The sequence below is a fragment of the Streptoalloteichus hindustanus genome (assembly GCF_900129375.1).
In the GTDB taxonomy this organism is placed as follows: domain Bacteria; phylum Actinomycetota; class Actinomycetes; order Mycobacteriales; family Pseudonocardiaceae; genus Streptoalloteichus; species Streptoalloteichus hindustanus.
The window spans coordinates 597,590-613,838 of the sequence record NZ_FQVN01000005.1; the positions used below are offsets into that span (position 1 = coordinate 597,590).

A 16,249-nucleotide genomic window follows, 5' to 3' on the forward strand; every position below is an offset into this window, starting at 1 on the left:
GGTCGGGCACAGACGGGCTCGTGCTCGGTCACAGGGACGGGCGGCTCTCATCGCCCCGAAGCGGCTTCGACCGATTGCGGGTACTCGGTGACCACGGTGAGAAGTGGTTGGTGATGTGGTGACAACGGGTGTTCCTGGCCGCGATCCGCCACGGCCTCTGTTGGTTGGGTCTGGCGTGTGTTTGCGGAGAAAAACGGTGTGCGCGGTATCCGGAGCGCGTCCGCGGCCCCTTGAAGGACGAGGAACAGGAGCCGGACCAGGTACTCCGTTCCTCGCGCACCGACCTTCCGCCGCGCTCGGGTGTCGTGCTGCCCCCTTGTGTCCACGGGCAAGCGAAAAGACGGTGTGTCGCCGTTCCCTCGTGCCTGGCCGTACTTGTCCGGCCGGCACCCGAATCCCAGGAGTGAGCGATGCTACGGATTTCAGCGGATCTGTTCTCCGGCCGGCCGAACCCGGTCTGGGAGGTGCACGACGAGGCGCGGGTGCGGGAGACGCTGCGCGCGCTGAGGCGGGAGGAGGGCCTGCTGACGGAGGGGGCCCCGGTCGCCGGCGAGCTGGGCTTCCGCGGCTTCGAGATCGAGCTGTTCACCGACGAGACCGCCCAGGGCTTCGACCTCGGGTCGCACCTCTACCTGCCGGTCGGCCGGGGGTCGCGGGGCGGCCGGGCCGGCGAGATCGGCGAGCGGCTCATCGGCCTGCTGGACCAGGACGGAACCGCCGCGGCCCACGACGACGGACTCCCGCCGCTGGAGTCGCCGCTCAGCGGGTTCCTGACCACCGAGCTGGAGTGGACGGTCGCCCAGAGCTTCGAGGGCAGCCCGACCGTCGGCGACGTCTCCGGAGGGGAGCCGGAGGAGCTGTCGCCGCGGGCCACCTGTCAGATCGAGGTCGGCCGGTACAACCCCGGCTTCTGGAACAACAACGCGACGACCCTCCGGTGCAACAACTGTTACAACTACGCGAGCAACTGGCGGACCAACAACTTCGCGCAGCCGGGTTTCGGCTGCGGCAACATGTACCGGGCGCTCACGTGCCAGGAGCTCACCCGGGCCTCGTTGTGCGACGGGATGCACCGCCGCTTCGACTGCTTCCCCGACTCGGAGAAGCCCCGCTGGTTGGTGGCGCTCGTCGTCGCCCCGAACCAGGACTACCACTGGTACCGCTACCACTCGGAGGGTTTCTGGGGCCACAAGCCCGGCAGGACGCGTGCCACCGACGTCGACAACAGCAACAGGCGCATCACGAACCCGGAGACCGCGGACCGGGGTCGGTACACGCACTTCTGCGGGTACTTCTACAGCTGCAAGACCCAGCAACACCGCATCCGCGGCGCCCGTTGCTGACACCGCCACCGCCAGCCCGAGGTGAAACCGTTCCGGCGACGGGGAAAGCTGGACGTGGCCGGGTAGTGCTCACGGCTGGGCCGCGGTGAGACAACAGTTGGCCCGGTGACCCGCCTGCGGTTCGGTCACCGGGCCAACTGCCCGGTTCTGGGTGTGCGACCAGGTGTGGACGGGCGGGGCTGGCGTGTGTCCCGCGCGGGACTGTCCTTATTGGACACCTCTGGGACTCTTTGCGTGTTTCTGGCTCAACAGAGCCCTGTCCATGTGTCCGGGGGTCTGGCGGCTCGTCACTCACCGCTCGGCTCATCGGGTTGGGGTGGCGTGGCGGGGGTGCTGGCCGCCTTGGCGAAGCGGCGGGCCAGGTGGGCGAAGGCGTCCCTGAGCTCAGGGGGGCCGATGACCTCGATGTCGGCGTCGAACCTGCTGATGTGGGTGGCCAGGCCGCGCCACGACCACGAGCCCAGGGTGAGCCGGCAGCGGTGGGGGCCGAGCGCCTCGACGACCCCGTCGAGGACGAACGGCGACACCTCGGCGGCGGGCAGGTCGAGGACCACCTCGCCGCGGCAGGGCCAGTTCCCGGAGCCCCGGAACCTGGTGGCGACGAAGTCGGCCACATCGCCACCGGGCAGCTCCCGTGGCGTGAAGCGGGGACCGGTCGGGGTGCGCGGGGTGATCCGGTCGACGCGGAAGGTCCGCCAGTCGGCGCGGTCGAGGTCCCAGGCGACGAGGTACCAGCGCCCGCCCCAGGTGACGAGGTGGTGGGGCTCGGCCCGGCGCGGTGGGGTCGCTGCGGCGCCGCCGGCTGCCGGCGGGGCCGGGGCCAGGGCCGCGGCGGCGTAGTCGAAGCGCAACACCTCACGGGCGTGGACGGCGGCGCTGAGCGCCGCGAGCACGCCGCTGTCGACCTGGGGGTTCGGCCGGGCCGCTGGCCGGTCGACGGTGGTGATCCGCAGGGCGTCGATCTGGCGGCGCAGCCGGGCGGGCATGACCTGCCGGACGGTGTTCAACGCGCGTGCCGCGGCTTCGCCCATGTCGACGCCGGAGGTGGTGGCGATCTGGAGCGCGACGGCCAGGGCGACGGCCTGCTCGTCGTCGAACAGCAGTGGGGGCAGTTCGCTGCCGGCGCCGAGCCGGTAGCCCCCGTCGGGACCTTTGGTGGCCACGACGGGGTAGCCGAGCTCGCGCAGCCGGTCGACGTCGCGGCGCAGAGTGCGCGCGCTGACCTCCAACCGCTCGGCCAGCACCGGCCCCGGCCAGTCCCGGCGCGCCTGCAACAGCGAGAGCAGCGCCAGCAGGCGCGCTGAGGTCTTCGGCATGGCTCCCATCCTGCCCCGAGAAGCGGCCACAACCTGACCGCTACCCCTGCGATTGTTGTCCCGTGCCAGTCAACGACATCACCGCGAAGGGGCAGGTCACCGTGACCACTACGACGACGTCCACCACGACCGCGTCCACCACGACCGCGCCCACCACGACTCGCCCCGACGAGCGCCCCCACGACGAGCGGGCCGATCTGCTCGCCGAGCTCGCCGTCGCGCGAGCCGCCCTGATCAGGACGACGCACGGGCTCAGCGATGAGCAGGCCGGCGCGCGGCCGACGGTCAGCGAGCTGTGCCTGGGCGGGCTGATCAAGCACGTGGCGTCCGCCGAGGAGGGGTGGCTGCGCTTCGTGGTTGAGGGTCCGTCGGCGATGTCCTACGAGCTGCCCGACGGTGTCACCTGGGCTGACATCGAGGCCGGCACCGCGCGCGAGTACCCGCAGTGGTTGCTCGACCACCAGAACAGCTTCCGCATGCTGCCCGGCGAGACGCTGGCCGGGATCGTGGAGCGCTACGAGCAGGTCGCCGCGCGCAGCGAGGAGATCATCGCCGCCGTGCCCGACCTGTCGGCGACGCACCCGCTGCCGGAGGCGCCCTGGAACGAGCCGGGCGGGGTGTACAGCGTGCGCCGGGTGCTGCTGCACGTCATCGCCGAGACCACCCAGCACGCCGGGCACGCGGACATCCTGCGCGAGACGCTCGACGGTCAGAAGTCGACCTGACCGCTGTGCGGGGCGGACCGGGCGGCCGCGCGCAAGGCCGCCCGGTCCCGACCGCGGGGTGTCCGGACCTGTCTGGTCTGCCCGGCCCGGTGCGCGACGGTGGCCGGCCGGACGACTGCCACCCACGGCAAACCGTCCACATTGGACAATCTGTCGTGCGGTGAGGCCGAACCGCGTCAACTGCTTGGGGCTAGCCAAGTGTCGCCCGCCCGGGTACGCCTTGGGGCATGGAGCCGTGGGTCAGGTTGTTGTCGGCTGTGGCGGGGGAGTGCTCGGACGCGGGCGAGTTGGCCGGGGAAATGGCGCGCCTTGTCGGGCAACGAGTTCCGCACGACGGATACCTGCTGGGGGGACTGGACCCCGTGACGGGCGTGGGGTGTTTCCAGGGCGCGCGGATCGGTTACAGCGCCCCGATGCGGCAGCGGATGGCGCAGGAGTTCGTCTACGACGGCAGATGGGGGCTGTTCGACGGGGACTGCCGCGTTCGGCTCCTCGCGTCCACCGCCGCCCGGCGTTCCGGTCAGTCCGCGCGGGTTCGGCGGCACCTGAGCGACATGGCGGCGGAGGGGGCGGGCAGCGAGCTGATCGTCGGCTTCGCCGTCGACGGCGTCCCGACCGGGGTGCTGGTCCTGGCGCGGCAACGGGGAAACCGCCCGTTCTCGCGGGCCGACGCCGAGTACCTGTGCGGGTTGTCCGGGGCGTTCGCACTCGCGCTGCGCCAGTTCGTCGCGGCGAAACCGTTGCGGCCGGTGGCAACGAGCGGATCACCTGGTGTGGTCGTCGTCGGCGCGGACGGGGAGGTCCGGGCGATCTCGGCGAGCGCGCGCCGCACGGGGAGCCTGATGCTGCCGTCCGACGTTCGGCGCGATGATCCGCAGTTGTTCAGGGCGATGTGGAACATCACACACCACGCGCGCAGCACTGGCCGCGCGGCGCTCACCCACATCCCCACGCCGTTCGGCTGGATCGCCCTGGACGGCGAGCCGCTGGAGGGCGCCGATCCCGGCGATGTCGCCATCACGATCCGGCACGGGGCCGGTGCGCCCCTGCTGACGGCACTGGCGGCCTGGTACCGCATCACCCCCCGGGAGAAGGACGTGGTGAGCCTGTTGCTCCGGGGCGAGCCGACCAAACGCATCGCGCGGTACCTGAAGTTGTCCCCGCACACGGTGCACGACCACCTCCGGTCTGTTTACCGCAAGACCGGCGTGACGAACCGAGACGAACTCGTCGCCGGCATCACCGGCTGACGGTGGTGGCGGAGCCGCGCCCGGCCGACCTGAAGCGCCCGGGTGCAGCAGGAGACGACGAACGCCACCACGGCCGCCCTTCTGCGCCGGACCCTGCGACGTCACGCGGCCGGCGTCACGATCATCACGGTGCCCGGGCCGGCCGGGTTCACCGCGACCTCCTTCAGCTCGGTCTCCCTGGAACCCGCGCTGATCTCCTTCTGCGTCGCGGCGGCCTCCTCGGTCGCGCACGCCGTGCGGCGCGCCGACCGCTTCGCCGTTCACTTGCTGGGGGCGGACAACTCCGGGCTGGCTGACCGGTTCGCGCGCGGCGGCGTCGACCGGTTCGTCGGCACGGCGCGCCGGCACGAGCCCGACGGCCTGCCGATCCTCGCCGCCGCACCGGCCTGGCTCAGCGCCCGCGTCGTCGCCCGGCACCCCGCCGGGGACCACGTCCTGGTCATCGGTGAAGTCGACGCCGGCGGAGTGCGCGAGGAAGCACCGGCGTTGATGCGCCACGACGGCAGGTACGTGACCGCCAGCCAGCCACCGCCCCTCACCGCAGGGTGACCAACGAGAAGCGGACCACCTGACCCGGCGTCGCGCGCGGTCCGTGCGCCGCGGCGGGCTTGGCGTGAATGGTTCGGCGCGGGGTGTTTGTCGTGCCTCCCAACAATGTCCTCGTGCAACCGGGTCCGGAATCGTTCTCGTCATGTATTCGGCGCGCCCCGCCCGAGGTTGTCGTGGCCGCCGGAAGTGCCGCCCCGATCGGTCGGACCAACCGGGGGCGGCGGCCGAGCTGGGCGAGCGCCGCCGGGCCGCACCCCACGTGGGCAGGGCGTCCGCGCCGCCGTCCGGGGAACGCGCGCCGGTGTTATGACGTTTTGATATATCCCTTTTCACTCGAACGAGTGGTACGAATCTCGTGTCCCAAGACACCCCTGTGCGCGAGAAATCGCGTGTCTTCGGAATCGAGGAACCGTGCGAATCTCCAGGCTGATCCCTGCGATCGCAGGCGCGTTGTTCACCGTCCTCGCCATGGCCCCGACCGCGTCCGCGGCGCCCCCGGCGGAAAGCGACGTCACCCCGTACATCATCGGCGGCGGCCAGGCGAGCAACGCCCCGTGGGCGGCGCGGCTGTTCTCCAACGGCCGCCAGACGTGCAGCGCGACGATCATCGCGCCCACCTGGATCCTGACCGCGAAGCACTGCGTGAGCGGCGGTGGGCTGTCCTTCCGCATCGGCAGCCTCGACCAGTCCAGCGGCGGCACGATGGCCAACGGCGTCCAGGTCCAGACCCACTCCTCGGACCTCGCGCTGGTCAAGCTCGACCGCTCGGTGCAGGCGACCTACGCCCGGCTTGGCTCGCAGGGCGCGTACCGCCCAGGGCAGAGCGTGCAGGTCTACGGCTGGGGCGCCACGTCCCGGTGCGGCTCGGAGATCAACTGTCAGTCGCGGTACCTGAAGGTCGCCAACGTGACGGTGACCGGTAGCTGCACCGACGCCTACGGCGGCTCGGCGGTCTGCGCCCGTCGCGGCAACGGCATCACCGCGGGCGGTGACTCCGGCGGCCCGATGATGGCCAACGGCGTCCAGATCGGCGTGGCGTCCACCAGCGACCGGCAGACCACCACCGCCTACACCGACGTGACGCGGTACCGGTCCTGGATCAAGTCGATCGCCGGGGTCTGATCCCCCGGTGATCCCGGGGCGCCCGGCCCCCGAACCTGGCGCCCCACGTCCGTTTCCGCCCGCTCGCGCGACTCAGGCTCACCTGAGTCGCGCGAGCGGGCCGTCGCGTTTTGGTGTGCCAGCACCACGTCAGGCCGGGTGGCTCAGCGTTCGGCCACCTCCAGCGCGACGATCTCCGGATGGGAGCCGAACAGGCTGACCGGACGCCGGTCCACCAGCTTCATGCCAGCGTCCGCGGCCTGGGGAAGCCAGGTGTTGGCGTCCGGGAGCAGGAGCACCGCACGACCGCCGGGGCGCAGCACCCGCCGCAACTCCCGCCAGAACCGTTCTGGTCGTTGGGCGAGTACCCCGGAAGGCGGCACCTGTTGACCCCACGGCGGGTTGCTCACGACGACGTCGACCGACCCGGTCGCGACTGGCAGCCGGCCGGCGTCGGCCACCGCCCAGGAGACCGTGGTCCCCGCCCCGTTGGCGACCGCGCCGGTCACCGAAGCGGGATCGCGGTCACTGCCCACAATGGACAGTGTGGGGTCGGTCCGGGCGGCTTCGACGGGAATTGTGCCCACCCCGCAACAGGGATCGAGCAGTCGGGCTCCCTGGTGCGGCTGCGCCAGGCGCACCATCGCCGCGGCCAGGGGCGGGTGCAGGCTGCCCGCCCGTGTCTGTTGGCGGTACTGCCGGCGGTGCAGCGGGCGTTCGGCGATCCGCAGCGCCACCAGAGCTCGGTCGTCGGCCACCGTGACCCGCCACGACAGCCCGCCCGGCGGCGGAGCGACGCCCCCGCGCCTGCCGTGGTAGGGCAGGCCGACGGCGGCGGCCAGCGGCCCGCCGACCGCGTCCTCCACGTCGTACCGGGAGTAGTTGCGGCGTCCCAGGAACGACGCGGAAACGTCCACTGTGGACCATCTCGGTCGCCCGCCGCAGCGTTGCCGCAGCGCCAACAGCGGTTCCACCGGCACGTTCCCGGCCGCCTCGGCCAACAACCGCAGCGCCGACCGGTCCCGGCCGATCCCGGACACCGCGGCGGCCACGAGGAACACGTCGTCCGCGCAGTCCAGGCCCAACACCTCCGGGCCGGGATCGGCGCTGCGGAACCAGACCTCGCGGTGCCCCAGGCGCTCCACCCGGCCCAGCCCCCGGCGACGGATCTCCTCCGCCACCACCGACTCGATGCCCCGCACTGTCCGCGCCAGCAGGCGCGCCGCCGTCACGGCGTGGCGACAGTGCCAGGACGCGGTGCGATTCCGGCGCGCAGGGGCGCCGGCACACGAAAGATCACGTGATCTTCTCCCACGTCGCGACCCGGGACGGGTGTGGCACCGCCCCGCATCGCTGGCGAGGGGTTGTCCGCAACCCGCCAGCGGTCGCGTCAGAGTCGGAAGAAGAACTTCATGATCGGGATACTACCAACCCGACCGGGGGTCACCCGACAGACAGTCAGCGCAACGCGGGTTCACGCAGCGTCAGGGTGGCGGCGTCGGCGTCCAGCGTCGCCCGCACGCCCAGCGGTACGGTCAACTGCCCCACGCAGTGCCCGAAACCCAACTCCCACAGCACGGGCACGCCGTACGGGGTGAGCCGCTCGGCCAGCACCGAGCGCACCACCTCGATCGGCGCGCAGTCCACCCAGGACCCCAGCGCGATCCCGCGAACCCCGTCGAACCACCCGGCCCGGGTCAGCTGGGTGAGCATCCGGTCCAGGCGGTAGGGGTCCTCGCCGACGTCCTCCAGCAGCACGAGCGCGCCGGCGGCCGAGGGCGGCGCCAGGCAGTCGCCCACGCCGGCCGCCAGCAGGCTGAGGTTGCCGCCGAGCAGCACCCCGCTCGCCCGGCCCGCCACCAACGCCACCGCGCCGTCCCGCCGCAACACCGTGGTCTCGTCCGGGGTGAACACGGTGCGGCGCAGGTGCTCGGCCGCCACCTCGTCCGCCGCGAAGGCCCGGGTGGCCACCATCGGGCCGAACACCGTCGCCACCCCCAGGCGGGTGGCGAACGCCCCGTGCAGCGCGGTCACGTCGCTCGACCCGATCATCGGCTTCGGCTCGGCCGCCGCCATCGCGGCCCAGTCCAGGTGGTCGAGAAGTCGTTGGCTGCCGTAGCCGCCCCTGGCGCAGAACACGGCCGCGATCTCGGGATCGCACCAGGCGCGCTCCAGGTCCGCCGCCCGGTCCTGGTCCCGGCCCGCGAGGTAGTCCAACGCCGGGTGGCGGTCCAGGACGTGCTTGCCCAGCACGACGTCCAGCCCCCAGGACCGCAGCGCGGCCACCCCCCGCTCCAGCAGCTCCGGCTCGACCGGGCCAGCGGGCGCGACGACCGCGACCCGCTGACCCGGCCGCAGCCGGTGGGGGCGTCTCAACTCCCGCGCCGCCCCCGTCCACTCCGGACGTTCCGCCGTGCCCAACCCACCGAGGTCACCGCCCACGCGCCGAGCCTAGGGAGAAGTCACGGCAACGGACACCTCCTCCCGTCAGGTGATCGCGACAGTGAGCGCCTCGCGCAGGCGCTCGTAGGTCGGGGCCAGCCGCCGCAGTCCCGCCGCCAGCGCCTGGTCGTCCCCGACGACCAGGGGGTACTGGAGGCCGCCCACGATGCGGGCCTGCTCGGTGAGGATGGCGGCCGGGCCGGTCAACCCCAGCGCGGCCAGGCAGGAGGCGGCGTCGCCGAGGCGGCGGACGCCCACGCGCACGCCGAACACCTCAAGCTGTGTCCGGATCTCCGGGGCGAGCCCCTCGACGACCTGCGCGGCCAGCCGCTCCACCGCGGCCGCCCCGCCCAGCGAGCCCGGCGGCATCTCCCGGTCCCGCCGGCCCGCCAGCCACTCCACGGCCCGCGGAAGGCAGAGCCGCACCGCCTCGTCCGGACTGACCTCGCGCTCCCGGGTGAAGTCCGTGCGCATCACGAAGGACGTGCTGAGGTAGGAGATCGACTCCGCGCGCCACGCGGCCAGGAACGCCGGGAGCGGCAGCGTCGCGAAGGGATAGCCCTCCGGGTCGTGGAGGAGGACGGTGTCGTCCTCCACCGCGAGGACCACCACGTAGTGGTCGGCGTCGACGGCCTTGCCCGACCCCGGCTGGTAGAGCAGCAACCCCATCTCCACCGGCCCGACCAGGACCGGACCCCGGGCGCACGCCGCCCGCAGCCGGTCCACGGCCTGCTCCGGCGTTCCTCCGTCGTGTCGCGCGCACCGCCAGCCGAGCAGCTCGATCGCGGCGTCCAGACCGACTTCCGGGTTCCATCCGCAGGGGTCGAAGAACGGCGTGACACCGGCGACGAGCTGGGCCCCGAAGGGGGAGCCCGTGACCGTCTCGATCACGGGGAGAGGTGGCGCGTCGGGGCTGAGCGTCATCGACAGCGAACTGGTGTAGCAGTAGGGGCCGGAGCCCACGTAGGGAATCACAGGTCACCTCGGGGTGATGGGGGCGCTGGAGGCGGTCCGCCTGCCGCGCCTCGGTGCGGATCAGGCGCGCGCGACGGGTTCCTGGAGCTCGGTCACCCACTCCTCGGGGCCGCCCGCGCAGTCCAGGGTGAGCTCCCGGGCGTAGCCGGTGGAGCGGTAGCCGTGGGCGTCGATCCAGTGCGCGAGGGTCTGGGCCGTGCCCACCACGTCGTCCATCGAGCCGCGGTGCACCACGGTGGCGGCCTGCTCGATGCCCGGCAGCTCGACGACCGAGAAGTCCGCGCCGCCGCGCACGTCGGCGGCGACCGGCACGCTGGCGTGGACGAGGACCGCGCCCTCGCCCCGCGGCGCGTCCTCGTAGTAGGAGATCGCGGGACCGGTGGGGACGACCCCCGCGAGCTCCAGCCGCTGGTGCAGCTCGTCGTAGAGGGGCTGGATGACCGGCCCGATGTCCCCGGGGGCGTAGCTGGCGGCCGTGCCGGTCAGCTCGGCCACCCGGACCGGCGGAACGCGCTTGAGCACGACGTCGTCGTGGGGCATGCGACCCTCGCTCTCGATCGTCCGGAGCCTCGCCTCCACGCTGGTGAGCCGGGCCGCCGCCGCGGCCATCGACGCCGCCAGCTCCGCCTGCCGCAGCCGCAGCATCCCGCGCAGCTCCTCGACGCTGACACGCTCGTCGAGGATCGACCGCACCTGCTGGAGGGTGAAACCGAGATCCTTCAACGCGATCACGCGGTTGAGCCGGGCCAGTTGGGCCGCCTCGTAGAAGCGGTAACCGCTGGACGGGTCGACGTGGGCGGGACGCAGCAAGCCGAGGGCGTCGTAGTGCCGCAGCATGCGGACCGACACGCGTCCGTGTTTGGCGAAATCTCCGATCGTGAACATGACGCCTCCCAGTCCAGGGCCTCACACGGTGGCAGGGTCAAGCCCCGCGCCGTCCCTCGCGGCTTCGGCCCCGGATCCGGCCGCGCTGACCAGTGTCAGGGCCGGGCGTACAGCAGCGTGCGCGCCCCCGGCCGGTAGCCGATGGACCGGTACAGCCGACCCGGCGCGGGGTAGGCGTCGTCGCCCCGGGGCAGGATGACCGAGCTCGTGGCGCCGAGGTCCCGGAAGACGTGCAGCAGCGCGGTGTTGACCGCGCGGGCCAGGCCCCGGCCCCGGAAGGCCGGAGCGCAGGAGACGGGCTCGACCAGCCCGACCCGGTTGACGTCGTCGTGCCAGCCCAGCGCGGAGGCCACCCACTCGCCGTCCGGGGAGACGACGACGAGGTCGGTCCGCTCCTGGTAGGGGTGGGTGGCCATGACCCGCCGGTAGCTGTCGGCGGTGACGCGCGAGCCGAAGTCGGACCAGCCGGCCCGGTGGGCGGCGGCCCGCCGCTCGGCGTCCGCCCCGCCGACCTGGGTGATCGCGAATCCCTCCGGCAGCGACACCCGGGGGAGATCGGCGAGGTCGTGGACGTGGCGCCGGAAGAACGGCCCGTCCTCCCGGGGCCGGTAGCCGCGTCGCTCCAGCGCCGCGCGCTCGGCGCTGTCGCCCTCCATCACCAGGCACGTCCGCTCCGGTCCTGGCGCCACGGACTCGAACCAGTCCAGGATTTCCGGCAGCAGAGCGGTCACCGCCGGGTCCACCAGCAGTTCCAGGTGGCCGGGCAGCTCCACCCAGGCCCAGGCGAGCACCTCGTCGCCGTCCGCCCAGAACGACGTGCGGAACGCCGCCGCCGCACCGGGGATCGAGTGCCAGCCCCAGGCGATGTCGCCGACGTGGAACCGCCGGTCCGGCGTCCACACCCGACGCGCCAGCGCCTGGAGACAGCCCCCGTCGGAGCCCCCGCCGTCGCGTCTGGTGATCACGCTGTTCCCCTCCCCGTCCGCGCCCGTTCGACCCGATGATCAGGTGCGCGCCGGGGAGCGCCAATCCCCTTTCGCGTCACCTGTTCGTCGTCGTGGTGAACGCGGAAGTGATCTTCAGGCAATCAGCGGTGGGCACGGCGCCGTGCCCGGGGTCGCCACGGACGGACGACCCGAGTCGCTGACGCGAGGAGAGCACGTGACACGACAATCCCGTTTATGGGCGACAGTGCTGGCCCTGGCCGCCGCCACCAGCACTGTTGTCGCCGGCGCCGGCCCGGCCGGCGCGGCGGGACCCGCGCCGGCCGGACCAGCCGGAAGCGTCGCGGGCGCGACAACCCACAAGATCACCCTCGTCACCGGTGACGTGGTGCGGGCGCAGGACGACGGCCGGGGCGGCTGGACGTTCGGCGTCGAGCCGGCCGAGTTCGGGAGCCCGGTGGGGTACGCGCAGTTCACCCGGAAACAGGGCGACCGGACCGACTGGTACGTCATTCCGAACAGCGCCGAGCCCCTGGTGGCGTCCGGGGTGATCGACCAGGAGCTGTTCAACATCACCGGTCTGATCCGGCAGGAGTACGACGACGCCCGCAGCGACACGGTGCCGCTGCTCGTGGAGTACGCCGAGGACAGGGCGGCCGCCGACGCGGTCCTGCCGGAGCCGGCCAAGCGGGCCGCGAAGGTGGAGCGGACCCTGCCGTCCGCCCGGTTCGCCGCGGTGGCCGAGGCCAAGGAGAACGCGGGCGACTTCTTCCGCGGCCTGACCGGGAACCGGGCCGAGAAGAGGTCCGAGAAACGGTCCGAGGCGACGACCCTGACCGGCGGGCCGCGCAAGATCTGGCTCAACGCCCGGTTCCGCGCGTCGCTGGACGCCAGCGCCGCGCAGGTCGGCGCGCCGACCGCGTGGAAGTCGGGGCTGACCGGCAAGGACGTCACGGTCGCCGTGCTGGACAGCGGCTACGACACCGCACACCCCGACCTGGCCGGCAAGGTGGCGGTGGCCAGGGACTTCACCGGAACCACCGTGCGGGACGGCCGCGGGCACGGCACGCACGTGGCGTCCATCATCGCCGGGTCGGGCGCGGCCTCCGGCGGGAAGTACCGGGGCGTGGCCCCGGACGCCCGCCTGGCGATCGGCAAGGTGCTCGACGACCAGGGCAGGGGCCAGCTCGACGACATCCTGGCCGCCATGGAGTGGGCGGCGGGCGAGGCGAAGGCCAAGGTCGTCACCATGAGCCTGGGCGCCTACCCGACCGACGGCACCGACCCGGCCTCGCGCATGGTCAACACCCTGACCGAGAAGTACGGCGCCCTGTTCGTGGTCGCGGCCGGGAACGACGGCATGGCCCGGGGCGTGACGACGCCGGCGACCGCGGACGCGGCGCTGGCGGTGGGCAGCGTCGACAAGAGCGACCAGTTGTCGCCGTTCTCCAACCGGGGGCCGCGCCTCGGGGACAACGCGGTGAAACCGGAGATCGCCGCGCCCGGGTCGGACATCGTCGCGGCCAGGGCCGCCGGCACCCAGGTCGGCGAGCCGGTGGGGGAGAGCTACACGCGGCTCTCCGGCACCTCGATGGCGTCGCCGCACGTGGCCGGCGCGGCGGCGATCCTCGCCCAGCAGCACCCGGACTGGAGGGCGGACGGGCTCAAGGCGGCCCTGGTCGGGTCGGCCAACCCGGTGGCGCGGCGGGGTGTCTCGGAGGTGGGTGCTGGTCGGCTCGACGTGGCCCGCGCCACCAGCCAGCCGATCCGCTCCACCACCAGCAGCGTGAACGCCTTCCTGACGTGGCCGGAGCGCGACGCCCAGCGCCGGGAGATCACCTACCACAACTCGGGCTCCGCCCCGGTGACGGTGGATCTCGACCTGAAACTGGCCGATGACAAGGGCCAGGCGCCGTCGGAGAGGCTGGCGAAGCTGTCGGCGAAGACGGTGACCGTCCCGGCCGGCGGCACGGCGAAGGTGACGCTCACCCTCACCCCGCGCTCGGGCAAACCCGGGCTCTACGGCGGCGTGCTGACCGCGAGCACGGCCGACGGGACGACCCGCGTGCGGACCCCGATCAGCGTTCACGACGAGACCGAGAGCCATGACGTGACAGTCAAGCTGCTCGATCACGACGGCAAGGTCCCGGGCCGGGCGGATGTCCTGGCGTTCAACGTGGACACGGGCGAAACCACGAAGTGGTCCGGTGAGACGATGCGGTTGCCGGCAGGGCGCTACAACATCATCGCGGTTTTCCCCTCACCCAGCGCGGGTGGTCGACTCGTGCAGAACATGATGGCTCATCCGGGCTTCCGGCTGTCCCGTGACTCGACGGTGACCTTCGACGCCAGGAAGGCGAAGAAGGTCTCGGTGACCACGGACCAACCAGCGGCTCGGGGTGGAGGGCACGTTGTCCAGCTGATGAGCCAGAACGAGAAGGCCCGTTCGGGTTGGATCTTCAGCGACGACCCGCGCTTCGTCGAGGTGTACGTCTACTCCCCGCCAGGGGCGTCGGAGCCGAGCTTCAGCTATGCCAGCGCGGCGCGGCTGGAGGATCCCGAGGTGGAGTTGTACGCCGAGAAACCGCGGCGTTTCGAGGCGTACAGCTGGTGGGCTCGGAACTCCGCCCGTCTCGAAGGCACCCAGCGGTGGCCGATGGTGCACGCGGGCCACGGCCTGCCCGCTGATCTGTCCCGTGTGGACGTTCGGGACAAGCTCGTCGTGCTCGATCTCCCCGGCGACACCGGCTTCGAGGAACTCTCCCGCCGGGTCAACGACATCAAGACGCGTGGGGGAAGGGCGGTGGCGCTCACCAACCAGCAGGAATCGGCGGGCCCCCAGGGCCAGTCGCTCGCACTACCGACCCTGGAAGTCAGTCACACGTCCGGGCCGCTGTTCTCGGAGGCCGCGAAGGCTGGCGGCGCCGAAGCGAGTCTGACGGCACGCGGCTCCAGCAAGTACCGGTACGAGCTGGTGAACCCGGAGGCGGGTCGGGTTCCCAACAACCCCGCTCACCAAGCCAGGACCGCTGACCTGGCGGCGGTGACGATGGCGTACCACGGAGGTACGGCGGAGAAGCCTCCGGTCTCCGACGCGTACTTCGAGGGCCTGGGCACGTTGCTGGGCACGTTCCAGACGAGGCGCGCTGTGCCGCACGCCGAGCGGGTGGAGTACTTCAGCCCTGGAACGTGGCGCATCGGGGTCAGTGCGGACTACGGCCCCCCGGACATCGTGTCGACGCTGCGTCACCGGGAGCGGCTGGAGCGGGGCAAGCCGGCCAGGATCTCCTGGAACGCCTCGGTCGTCGGTCCGGCTCTGTCCGGGACGACGGGTGGTGAGCTGGGAGGTGAGGAGCACCCCTGGGTCTGGCTCCGCGATCGCGAGGCGCTCGACGTCACCGTGCCGTTGTTGTCCGATGCCGCCGGCCACGTGCGGTCGGCCGATCCGGACGCCGACAAGGGATCGACCAGCCTGTCCGTCGAGGGCCAGGTGGTGGGTGTGCAGAACCGTCCGGGCAGGGCGGTGTTCCCGCTCTCCGACCGTCAGGCGCGCGGTCAGGTGCGGCTGGCTACCGAGATGACCAGGGACCAGCCGTGGTGGCGCACCTCGACCAAGGTGAGTGCGGCCTGGGTCTTCACTCCGAATCGCGCTCCGGGAGCGCCGATGCCGCTGCTCACCGTGCGGTACGCGCCGTCGGTCGACCTGCACAACCGCACCCAGGGCGATCGGGAGTTCACCTTCCCGGTCACCGTGTCCCGGCAGGACGGCCCGACGGACATCCGCGCGTTCGAGCTGGAGGTCTCCTACGACGACGGGACCACGTGGCGGCCAGCCGCGGTGGCCCGTGACGGCGACGCGTGGAAGGCCACGGTGAAGCACCCGGCCAGCGGCTTCGCCTCCCTGCGGGCCAAGGCTGCCGACATGGCCGGCAACACCGTCGAGCAGACCATCATCCGCGCCTACCAGATCGGCGGCTGAGCCGTCGTCTTCTCCTGGCGTGAGCCGGAGTGCGGGGCGGTCCTTCCCGGGAAGGACCGCCCCGCACTCCGTTCCCGTCACGCGACGGCCACCAGGGCGCGGTGGTGCTTCGGGCTCTCGATCTCGTCGACCAGCGCGACGGCCAGGTCGGCGTAGGAGAAGGAATCCGTTGGTATCACGGCGGTTCCGCCAATCCGGTACTCGCCGGTGCGCTCGGCCTCGTCGTCCAGCACCACCGGCGGCGGAGCGAGCACCAGCCAGTCGACGTCGGTGTCGGCGGCCCGCAGGACCTCCAGCTCCGCCACGTGGGACAGGGAGAAGGCGCGGACCTCCTCGGAGACGTCGGGGGTGTCGAGCACCAGGACGCCGGGGGAGACCTCCAGCTGGGTGCCGATGCCGACCAGCACGAGCCGGCCGACGCCGGCCCGGGCGAGGCCGGTCAGCAGGGCGTGGGCCGCCGCCGGGAAGAACTCCGCCGCCGGCACGTCGGGTCGGTAGGCGGTCTGGACGGCCGCGTCGTGCCCCTCGGCCACGGCGGCGACGCTGGCCGGGTCGGTGACGTCACCGGCGACCACGGTGACGTTCTCGCGGTGGAGGTGGGCGTGTCGGGCGGGGTCGCGGACGACCGCCGTCACCTGGTGCCCGCGTGACGCCGCCTCGGCGACCGCCCTGCGGCCGGCCCTGCCCCCCGCGCCGAAAACAACGATCCTGCTCACCCTGGTTTCTCCGTTCGTCGTGGC

13 protein-coding genes are annotated in these 16,249 nt (G+C 72.4%); 6 read left to right on the forward strand and 7 right to left on the reverse strand.

Annotated elements, in window-relative coordinates; all coding sequences use genetic code 11:
* Nucleotides 1-410 precede the first annotated feature (410 nt).
* Nucleotides 411-1,343: a hypothetical protein gene (locus BUE43_RS18530; RefSeq protein ID WP_073484800.1), complete on the forward strand. Its 933-nt coding sequence runs from the start codon at nt 411-413 to the stop codon at nt 1,341-1,343.
* A 287-nt stretch (nt 1,344-1,630) separates the two neighbouring features.
* Here BUE43_RS18530 and BUE43_RS18535 read toward each other — a convergent pair whose 3' ends face one another.
* Nucleotides 1,631-2,659 carry a helix-turn-helix transcriptional regulator gene (locus BUE43_RS18535; RefSeq protein ID WP_073484802.1) on the reverse strand — a complete coding sequence of 343 codons (1,029 nt, stop codon included), beginning with the start codon at nt 2,657-2,659 and terminating at the stop codon, nt 1,631-1,633.
* A 197-nt stretch (nt 2,660-2,856) separates the two neighbouring features.
* On the opposite strand from BUE43_RS18535, the gene BUE43_RS18540 reads away from it, so the two are divergent.
* The 4 genes from BUE43_RS18540 (at nt 2,857) to BUE43_RS18555 (ending at nt 6,305) form a co-directional block, all read left to right on the forward strand.
* On the forward strand, nt 2,857-3,384 hold the full coding sequence (locus BUE43_RS18540; protein ID WP_073485013.1) for a DinB family protein: 528 nt from the start codon (nt 2,857-2,859) through the stop codon (nt 3,382-3,384).
* A gap of 227 nt (nt 3,385-3,611) precedes the next feature.
* Nucleotides 3,612-4,634, forward strand: coding sequence for a response regulator transcription factor (locus BUE43_RS18545; RefSeq protein ID WP_083959794.1), 1,023 nt, complete (start codon nt 3,612-3,614; stop codon nt 4,632-4,634).
* 42 nt (nt 4,635-4,676) lie between these two features.
* Nucleotides 4,677-5,183: a flavin reductase family protein gene (locus BUE43_RS18550; RefSeq protein WP_073484807.1), complete on the forward strand. Its 507-nt coding sequence runs from the start codon at nt 4,677-4,679 to the stop codon at nt 5,181-5,183.
* Between the two features lie 411 nt (nt 5,184-5,594).
* Nucleotides 5,595-6,305, forward strand: coding sequence for a S1 family peptidase (locus BUE43_RS18555; protein WP_073484809.1), 711 nt, complete (start codon nt 5,595-5,597; stop codon nt 6,303-6,305).
* A gap of 143 nt (nt 6,306-6,448) precedes the next feature.
* Here BUE43_RS18555 and BUE43_RS18560 read toward each other — a convergent pair whose 3' ends face one another.
* The 5 genes from BUE43_RS18560 to BUE43_RS18580 all read right to left on the reverse strand — a co-directional run bounded on the left by BUE43_RS18560 (nt 6,449) and on the right by BUE43_RS18580 (nt 11,551).
* The gene (locus tag BUE43_RS18560; protein WP_073484811.1) at nt 6,449-7,516 is read right to left on the reverse strand and encodes a methyltransferase domain-containing protein; all 1,068 of its coding nucleotides are present in this window, start codon (nt 7,514-7,516) and stop codon (nt 6,449-6,451) included.
* A 226-nt stretch (nt 7,517-7,742) separates the two neighbouring features.
* Nucleotides 7,743-8,660, reverse strand: coding sequence for a S66 peptidase family protein (locus BUE43_RS18565; protein ID WP_200797589.1), 918 nt, complete (start codon nt 8,658-8,660; stop codon nt 7,743-7,745).
* Nucleotides 8,661-8,771: 111 nt separating this feature from the next.
* The gene (locus tag BUE43_RS18570) at nt 8,772-9,701 is read right to left on the reverse strand and encodes a hypothetical protein (protein ID WP_143174235.1); all 930 of its coding nucleotides are present in this window, start codon (nt 9,699-9,701) and stop codon (nt 8,772-8,774) included.
* 60 nt (nt 9,702-9,761) lie between these two features.
* Nucleotides 9,762-10,586, reverse strand: coding sequence for a MerR family transcriptional regulator (locus BUE43_RS18575; protein ID WP_073484813.1), 825 nt, complete (start codon nt 10,584-10,586; stop codon nt 9,762-9,764).
* A 95-nt stretch (nt 10,587-10,681) separates the two neighbouring features.
* A complete protein-coding gene (locus BUE43_RS18580; protein WP_073484816.1) occupies nt 10,682-11,551 on the reverse strand; it encodes a GNAT family N-acetyltransferase in 870 nt (289 codons plus the stop codon).
* A 196-nt stretch (nt 11,552-11,747) separates the two neighbouring features.
* Between BUE43_RS18580 and BUE43_RS18585 the strand changes: the two genes are divergently transcribed.
* Nucleotides 11,748-15,509: a S8 family peptidase gene (locus tag BUE43_RS18585; protein WP_143174236.1), complete on the forward strand. Its 3,762-nt coding sequence runs from the start codon at nt 11,748-11,750 to the stop codon at nt 15,507-15,509.
* Between the two features lie 77 nt (nt 15,510-15,586).
* Here the strand turns inward: BUE43_RS18585 and BUE43_RS18590 are convergent, their stop codons facing one another.
* Nucleotides 15,587-16,225: an NAD(P)-dependent oxidoreductase gene (locus BUE43_RS18590; protein WP_073484821.1), complete on the reverse strand. Its 639-nt coding sequence runs from the start codon at nt 16,223-16,225 to the stop codon at nt 15,587-15,589.
* Between the last annotated feature and the right edge of the window lie 24 nt (nt 16,226-16,249).

Bases quoted from the DNA above. Each gene is read 5' to 3' on its own strand.
- BUE43_RS18530 (WP_073484800.1), top strand. From the start codon at position 411: ATGCTACGGATTTCAGCGGATCTGTTCTCCGGCCGGCCGAACCCGGTC.
- BUE43_RS18535 (WP_073484802.1), bottom strand. From the start codon at position 2,659: ATGCCGAAGACCTCAGCGCGCCTGCTGGCGCTGCTCTCGCTGTTGCAG.
- BUE43_RS18545 (WP_083959794.1), top strand. From the start codon at position 3,612: ATGGAGCCGTGGGTCAGGTTGTTGTCGGCTGTGGCGGGGGAGTGCTCG.
- BUE43_RS18575 (WP_073484813.1), bottom strand. From the start codon at position 10,586: ATGTTCACGATCGGAGATTTCGCCAAACACGGACGCGTGTCGGTCCGC.